Source organism: Sphaerothrix gracilis Ecp01 (assembly GCF_030405905.1).
GTDB classification, from domain to species: domain Bacteria; phylum Cyanobacteriota; class Cyanobacteriia; order Phormidesmidales; family Phormidesmidaceae; genus Sphaerothrix; species Sphaerothrix gracilis.
The window spans coordinates 1-7,808 of the sequence record NZ_JASATW010000064.1 but is presented as its reverse complement, the minus strand read 5'-3'; the positions used below and the strand labels follow the sequence as shown (position 1 = coordinate 7,808).

Sequence of the window (7,808 nt, the reverse complement as noted above, 5' to 3'; positions counted from 1 at the left end):
GCTGTCTTTCCTGATGAAGCCTCGGTGTTCAAGCTAATGTACTTAGCGATGAACAACATCTCAAAGCGTTGGACTAGGCCGATTCAAGATTGGAAGGCAGCTTTGTCATATTTTGCTATTCTATTTCCAGAACGCTTCATCGACTGAACCAACCTGCTGAGCACAAAAATTAGAACACTCCCCCGTCGCCGAGTTCCTGACGGCTCAACTCGCCGCTGGCACCCTGACCTTAGTTACCTTGCAGCGATACTTTCAGCTTCTGAAGGCAACAGCTTTGCCAACAGTGCAGGTGCAACAACATGACTTGAAAGACTATGACCAACTCCTCCAGCCAGACGCCGCCAGCGAGTCCCTACCAGAGTCTCAGCCTCCACCTCAAACGCCTGCGCCTCTCCCACATGCTCCAGCACTGGGAAACCCTCGAACACCAGGCCATGCAAGAGCAATGGTCTTACGCTCAATTCTTGCTGGCACTCTGCGAATTGGAGGTGGACCGACGCTGGAGTATGCGCCTCAAACGCGCCCTGCAAGAGGCCCAACTCCCCGCCGCCAAAACGGTTTCCAACTTTGACTGGGACCATGTCCCAAAGCTGAATCCTGCGCCTTTGATGCAACTGGCTACCGACACCGGTTGGCTGGAGCGGGCCGAAAACTGTTTAATCTTCGGGCCTTCCGGTGTCGGCAAAACTCATTTGGCGGCAGCCTTGGCGCGCTCTATTGTCGAACTCGGCAAACGGGCTAAATTCTTCACTGCGACGGCATTGGTACAGCAATTGCAGCAGGCTAAGTTGCAGTTGCAATTGCCCGCTTTGCTCCACAAGCTGGACCGTTTTGACCTGCTAGTCATTGATGACCTCGGCTACGTCAAAAAGTCAGAAGCCGAAACCTCGGTCCTCTTTGAGCTCATTGCCCATCGCTATGAACGGCGCAGTCTTTTAATCACGGCCAATCAGCCTTTCAGTCAATGGGACACCATTTTTGCCGACGACATGATGACGGTCGCGGCGGTAGATCGTCTCGTGCATCATGCCTTGATTGTCGAAATCCATACCGATAGCTATCGCAAACGCGCCGCAGCCACTCGCTCAACTGAAGCCAATCCTTCAGCCCGAGCTTAACCGCATTAGTGATCATAGTTGTCATTTTGATCATAGTTGTCGCGACAAGGGGGCAGCCGTTGCCGATCACGCTCACAGATCTGCCAACTCGACTATCTTGCTGTCGCGTCACGCTAAACGCTTGACATTTGATAAGTGCGAGCGCTCACGGCTTCTGGCCATTGCTCGGCCATTTGCTGCTGGGTCAGGTGTCCGCGAGTAGCGGCGAAGCGGCGAAAAGCATTGAGGTCACTAATGATCGGTTCTGGGCCGCGGCGCGTCGGTTGTTTGGCGGCAGCACTACCGGTCGCTTGACGCCGTTTGAGCCAGAGGTCGAGGGTATTGCGACTGATGTGGAAGAGTTTGCTGACTCGGCTTTTGGGCTCCCCGCGATCGACGGCGGCAAGTGCTTTTTGACGTAGGTCAAGGCTGTAGGCAGCAGGCATAAGATAGAGAGGAGTAGCGACATCTTATGATGTCCTAACTTAGCCTTCTATTGCAATAGAGGGTAAGACAACTCCAGCGATGGTTATGGGCTATTCTAACCGGCCTCTCTCAACTCTGGAACTCTTGACCACACAAGGCTTACGCTATGTCACCTGTTGAGAAATCAGTGCCAATTTTATTGCTCGACTCCTTTGCTTGACGAATAGCATCTGATAAGTCTTTGTCTTTAGCAAAGTCTTTCTCTGCTCTGTCAAGTTTTTTCTGCGTATCTCTCAGATTTTGTTCGAATTCATCCCGAGGGAACTTTTTACTGCCCATATAGCCTTTGATGCATTTAAGGTACTCTCCTTTTTTCGAAGGCAAGAAAGCTCTTCAGGAAAGAAAGTAAGTAGGTAGGTAAGCATATTTGTTCCAAGTTGCAGGTAGCTCTTAGCAACCCCACAGTGATGTCAAGTTCGGTGTTTATAACGACAGGGCAAACATAACGACAGGGCAAACGCATACTCCAAAAGCAGGATACTGAATCGGTAGCGCTTTATTCGTCGTTGCTTATGAGTCTGTCTCAAAGCCCATCTGGGTCCCTATTAAGGCACTTCGAATCGCTCGAAGACCCGCGAACCGCTTATTTGGTAGAGCATCCGCTACTGAACATCTTGGCTGTCGGGTATCAGACTAAGTGACACTGATACCAGGCCAATTAACACTCTCAAGAGAGAATAAGGGTACTAGAGTACGGATAATATAGGCTTTCAGCGATTCTTTGTGTAAATTAACGAGCTAAATGACGTTTTTGAGAGTTGATTTTAAGGATATAAAGATTGAAACCTTTCCAGGAAAAGGCTTTCAACGTTTTTGGATTGACTGACATTTAGCCTGTTAAAACGTCACATAGTGTGGTATCGGACATCAGCGTTGCTGATTCCTGGGATGAATTGGATTTTCAAAACCCTATTGCCACTGAGTTTCATAAATCTGTTCATTCCTCGTTTCAGCAACGCCTCTTTTTCGTTTAGGCTTTGACTATCTTCGACAGCTCCTGCTCAATCCCTCGCTGCTCTTTGAAGATGACTTTCGGCGAACATTACAACTTTTGTCCCGTACTTAGCTCTAATTCAGCAACGCCGAAGGTTGCTGAGCTGTTTCTTCATTCCACAATTTGAACAGACGAGTCAATCAGTAGCTTTACTGCTTTGGATAGACTTCAATAACTAAATATTGTGAAAGTGGACCAAACTTTAAGCTACTTAGTAAATAATTTTTCTCTGTTAGTAGAGGAGTCGTTTGATTCTTGGTCGAGATTGAAGATACTTCAATACTTAATATAGTTGGATCTTCATTATTTAATTTAAAAGAGTTTGCAGGTTTAATTTGCCATGTATCTAAACCTCGAATAACAGCATTATCATTATTCCTTGGTAAAGAAATTTCCTCAAAAAATAAAATGCTAATATCTGAAAAAGCAATGCTTGTGGTTATAGAACCTGCTTCTATAACAATCTCTTTCTGAACTGTGTCAAAACTCTTCAGGCGACCTGACAAGATATCGCCAGATATCAACTTTACAAACATTTTTTGGGGAATATTAAGTTTTACCTCTTCAACTTTTATAACTGTGGTGCTGGAAGCAAAGCCGCTTGATTTTCTCATGTTTGATGCACAGCTTGAAATATTTAACAAAAGTAAAATAATAAAACATCCGAGACGTATACTTTTTATCATAAGATAATAGCTCTGAAAATTTTTTGGCAAAAGAGTTATCCTATTTTTATTGGAATTAAAAAGTGTCTAATAATTCTGAACCTCAAGAAAAAAATTTTTTAGGAACTTTTGCTAGTCTTCTTGGACTATTAAGCATCGCCCTATATTACTCAGGCTGGATTTATAGATGGGCATATTACGGCTTTTATAATATAGAAATTACATCTATAAACTTAGCATTAGAATCGTTTTTTATAGTGACAATTCAAGTTTTTTTAAGTTCATTCTCTTCGGCCATATTTTTTGTTATTTCTTGCTTTTTCATTTGCTTAATGGGGGTGCTATGCAACTTTTTAGTTGACAATTTTTATGTGAAAATTATTTTTCTCTTTAAAAGCAAACGTATCCAATCTAAACTTCGAAGAAAAATTATCAACAAAGCATTTAAGAATTTTGTAAAAGATATCATTATCGTTGCCTGGATACTAATAACTCTATTCCAAATCTCAAAAGCGAGAGGTATTATAGACGCAAAGCGCGATTTCTCAAATGAGTCTTCAAAGTTACCTATAATTACTGTGGTTGCTTCAGAAGACTATCCTCTTGGCAGAAATGTAAAAAATCCTTTCATCATTACAGATAAAGAAGATAACTTGAAAGTCCTTGGGGATATAAAGCGCTACATGGAATTATCAGGAAGGGAACTCAACGATGCGATAGGAGGTCGAGTGTGGCGACTTTTGTTAGAAGATGAAAATAGACTATACATAGTTGAAACAATGCCAGAAAAAATGGTGCAGCAGAGCAGTCCAATCACGCTTCAAATTTCCAAGTCAGGAGATGGTGCATTGTTAATTTTGACAAATGAAGTTGCTGAGCCATAATTCTTGGAATTTCAAAAAATGGCAGAATAGTCATAAATATCAGTAAAAACATCTCTAGGCCAAAGTATTCCTGTAAGTTCAACTTTGCTATTGGGTAGAATAGAAATATTACTGATAGCGGTACGATCGCCAATCGAATCACTATATATATGCACAGGTAAACCGCCTTCATTGAGGATAATAGCTAGTCTAAAGTAGGTTCCGCTCCCACCTGTGTTATAAGCTAGAATTGCCACTGCATCTTTATCACCATCGTTATCTAAATCTCCGAAAGCAAAAGTATCTCCAAGTACAACGGATAACTGACTTCTAGAATCACCAAGATTTTGTACAAAATATTTTTCATAGTATTGGCCATTTTCGAGCTTCACTGCTTTATCAAAGACGTCCGGTAACTTATAAACCGCATTACGTAATTTTTCGACACTCAACTCATTCTTAGAGATAATATTTGTCTCAGAAGCTAAGAATTTTTGAGGAGGGTTAGGCATTCCTACGATGAAGAACGGTGCCCATATACGCGGATTAGGATATTTTTCTTTTAGTTCGGCAATTGCATTTCTAAAGGAATCAGAGATACCCATATTTTGGGTTAAATTACTATAGAACTTTGTCATTAGCTCTGATGTAGCAGCATCAGACACAGGCCATAGTGATGCAATTACTGTAGGAACACCGTTGGCTGTAAACGGTGTTGCTAAACCTATAACACCATTACTCGTAATTTCTCCTAAACCAGTATCGCAAGCACTCAATACAACTAAATTTGCTTTGTAGCTTTTATTGTAAAGCTCAATCTCATTAAGTAATCCATCATCTTGACTAGAGCTAGATAAAGCGATAATATCAACGCCTTTCCTTAATTCTTTAGCCATACGTTCAAAATATGCATACTCTATATCTAATACATTTGTATTTTGAGATACATTTTCAAATTGATAATCAAGTACTCCATGAGCAGCTATATGTATGATATTAGCCTCAGATAATTGAGCTAAAACTGCTGTCTCAGTTGCTTCTGTCCCAGTTAACGAATTACTTTCTAAGATCTGAGCAACCGTGTTAGCCTCAGTTTCAGAATGCGGTAACTCTCCTAATCTTTCTAAATTTTCTGGTAACTTGGGGTTACCTACTACTACAGCAGGTATATTGGCCTCTGGTCTTTGACTTGCAGATTCAGAAAGAGTTGAGAAAAACTTTATCGAAGAAAGAATTGAAAAACTATACTTATCAATTAAGTAGTCCCCAGATGGCAACTTAAGCGCTGAAAATGGAACTTTAAATATATCTTTATCTGGTATAAAGACAATATGAGAATCTTTTCTCTTATGTAAAAGCTTTTCAATAGGTTTAACTAAGAGATTATACTGATGAAATAAACAGTCATCAATATTTGCTAATTCGTTAAAGCTATTATTTGTTTGTGATAAATCCTCTCCTCTTACTGTTTTGAAAGCCTCTCCTATATAGCTTGTAAGAGTGATACTAGAGTTCGTTATCGTACATGTATTTTCTTGCTGAGAATGTAATAGCGGAATACTACACCCCTGTAAAATTAATAATAGTGAACATATTAATAGAAATTTATTACGTTTAGAAACTACAAACCAAAATACTGGAATCAGTAAAAGCGTATAAAAATTTTTTCTTACTGCTGAATAAGTTTTTTCCCCTACAGATGATGACAGCGATTTGATATTTATAGGCTTAAAGTAAAAATCTCCTTCCGAGTCAATTATATATATATATATATACTGATTATCAATGATAGAATATTCTACAAATGTAATTTTGTTTTTTTGGGCAATATTTTTCAGCTCTTCTAAATTTGTTTGTTCTACTTGAAGAAAATTAGTTGGGTTTTCTGAAACGGTTGTTGCAACAAAAAGACCTAATGCACGTCCTCTTTCAGAAGTCTCTAATGCTTTAGGAAAATCACCTTTGTCAATATAAAGCTTTTGCAGAGATTCGTATATAATGCGATTTTCATCAATTAATCTTGTTCCAGAGACAGGTATAGGATTAAATCTTTTACTTTTTAAAAATCCTTCTTCAGCCTCAATAAGTGTTTCTAAATTATCCAACGCATGCAACAACTCTTGTTCAGCATCATTTATTCTGCCAAGTTTTAATAAAGAGTAACCAAGATGACTCCTTTCGTGAATCATTATAAGCTCAATATTAATGCGCTCAGAAGTTATCGTTTTACTTGGAGAATCAGGAAAGAATCCATAGGATAGTGCTGAATATTCTGATTTCAAAGATTGCTTTTTGTAAGAATCTAATCTTTGAATAGTCTCTTTATCAATTAATTTTCTATAATACTGAACTGCTTTTTTGTAGTTTTTAGCTTCAAAATAAATATCTGCGTATTCGCCCGTATAATCGTTTGGAGTATCAAAAACTTTAGACTCTGTAGAAGCTTTGTCCAAAAAAGCGATGGCTACTTCATAGTCGCCAGCAAACTTATATAGTTTAGACAGATTTCTATAAACTTCTACATTGTGCATTCTTTTCGATTTGTTAGAATCTATATCTATTGAATTATCTAAAATAGCTTCAATTTGATTTTCAAAATAAGATGCGCAGTATTCGACAGATTTTTTTTTGCTAATCGAAGTTTTTCCAGCCTTTTCGGAGTTCACTATACTACAAATTAGAGATAAAGCGTATTCTTCACCCGTCTGATCATTAATAGATCTATAAGTTTTCAATACTTCTTCAGCTGATGAAAACGCAATTTCTATATTAGATAGATTTTGTACATCACTATAAAATAATTTTGAAGTGTCCTGAAGCTGCTGCTGTAGTTTTTCTTGTAAATTAGTAACTTCATTGGATGTCACTGTATTACTTTGTGGTTGAGCCAAATTAGCTTTACAAAGAATACATAAAAGGAGAAAAAAGCAGAGTAAGATATTAACAATATAAAATTTTTTAATTTTTATTTTCATATTGTTGTTTGCCAAAGAATTTTGAAAGCCTATTATTTTATTTCTTCGCTTTTAAAGAGAATCCGGAGATTTTACTTACTTTAACAGTGTTGTTGTATGAAATAGATTATGGATTTGCGATGAATAAAGTTTAAGTACTATTGGAAACGGAGTATTTGTGAGCTATCGAGTCTGTAACTTGCCTAAGTACAATGCCGAGAGTTCTTTTGCGGAGGGTTCTTTCGCGACTTTGGGTGCGCCGAGGAAAGCTCGGCTAAGTCAGTGGGGTGAAAGTCCCCATCCTGCAAGCCTTGGCCAGGCACAGGTACTAGACTTTATCGGAAATAAGAAAGGAATCGGTTGAAGTCACCATATCGTCCCATCGTTCGGGGTCAAGCGGCTTGACCCACTAGACGACCTGGCTTTGCTCGGTGTGTCAGGCGGAAGTTATGCAAGCCGCAGGCAGTCTCCATCACGTCGTCGACGTAGTGGTCCAGCCGATTGCGAAAGGGTTGTCTCAGAATTTGGCAGCGTTTGACGCCACCGATGTGGTGTTCCACTTCAATACGAAGACTGGAAATACTTCGGTTGTTCATCTTCTCAATGGTTGTCAGAGAGCGGTTGCGAGGTTTCTTCTTCGGTTGCTGAATCGTCACCCCCTCTGGGGCAAAGCCCTGAAACCCCGTATCCTGCCATAACGTACTGCCTTCAGGGAACGACAGGTGCTCGCTATCGGCAATCGCTTTGTC

General features: G+C 39.8%; 7 protein-coding genes and 2 pseudogenes. 4 read left to right on the top strand and 5 right to left on the bottom strand.

The genetic code is table 11. The features are described 5' to 3' along the window. Both QJQ48_RS27275 and istB read left to right on the top strand, forming a co-directional pair. Positions 1-147, top strand: a pseudogene (locus QJQ48_RS27275) (IS256 family transposase); the annotation flags it as partial. A 167-nt stretch (positions 148-314) separates the two neighbouring features. Next, on the top strand, positions 315-1,118 hold the full coding sequence (gene istB / locus QJQ48_RS27270) for an IS21-like element helper ATPase IstB (protein ID WP_346294380.1): 804 nt from the start codon (positions 315-317) through the stop codon (positions 1,116-1,118). 113 nt (positions 1,119-1,231) lie between these two features. Here the strand turns inward: istB and QJQ48_RS27265 are convergent, their stop codons facing one another. Beyond that, positions 1,232-1,543 carry an IS630 transposase-related protein gene (locus tag QJQ48_RS27265; RefSeq protein WP_346294379.1) on the bottom strand — a complete coding sequence of 104 codons (312 nt, stop codon included), beginning with the start codon at positions 1,541-1,543 and terminating at the stop codon, positions 1,232-1,234. Between the two features lie 139 nt (positions 1,544-1,682). Beyond that, positions 1,683-1,907, bottom strand: coding sequence for a hypothetical protein (locus QJQ48_RS27260; protein ID WP_346294378.1), 225 nt, complete (start codon positions 1,905-1,907; stop codon positions 1,683-1,685). Between the two features lie 628 nt (positions 1,908-2,535). Between QJQ48_RS27260 and QJQ48_RS28460 the strand changes: the two are divergent. Then, a pseudogene (locus QJQ48_RS28460) lies at positions 2,536-2,649 on the top strand (IS4 family transposase); the annotation flags it as partial. Positions 2,650-2,726: 77 nt separating this feature from the next. Here QJQ48_RS28460 and QJQ48_RS27255 read toward each other — a convergent pair. Continuing rightward, a complete protein-coding gene (locus tag QJQ48_RS27255; protein ID WP_346294377.1) occupies positions 2,727-3,221 on the bottom strand; it encodes a hypothetical protein in 495 nt (164 codons plus the stop codon). Between the two features lie 104 nt (positions 3,222-3,325). Here QJQ48_RS27255 and QJQ48_RS27250 point away from each other — a divergent pair, with 104 nt between their 5' ends. After that, the gene (locus QJQ48_RS27250) at positions 3,326-4,126 is read left to right on the top strand and encodes a hypothetical protein (protein ID WP_346294376.1); all 801 of its coding nucleotides are present in this window, start codon (positions 3,326-3,328) and stop codon (positions 4,124-4,126) included. Between the two features lie 11 nt (positions 4,127-4,137). Here QJQ48_RS27250 and QJQ48_RS27245 read toward each other — a convergent pair whose 3' ends face one another. Together QJQ48_RS27245 and QJQ48_RS27240 are read right to left on the bottom strand one after the other, a co-directional pair. Further along, the gene (locus QJQ48_RS27245) at positions 4,138-7,080 is read right to left on the bottom strand and encodes a CHAT domain-containing protein (protein ID WP_346294375.1); all 2,943 of its coding nucleotides are present in this window, start codon (positions 7,078-7,080) and stop codon (positions 4,138-4,140) included. 371 nt (positions 7,081-7,451) lie between these two features. Further along, the coding region (locus tag QJQ48_RS27240; RefSeq protein ID WP_346294374.1) for a transposase family protein at positions 7,452-7,808 on the bottom strand (357 nt) is incomplete at its 5' end.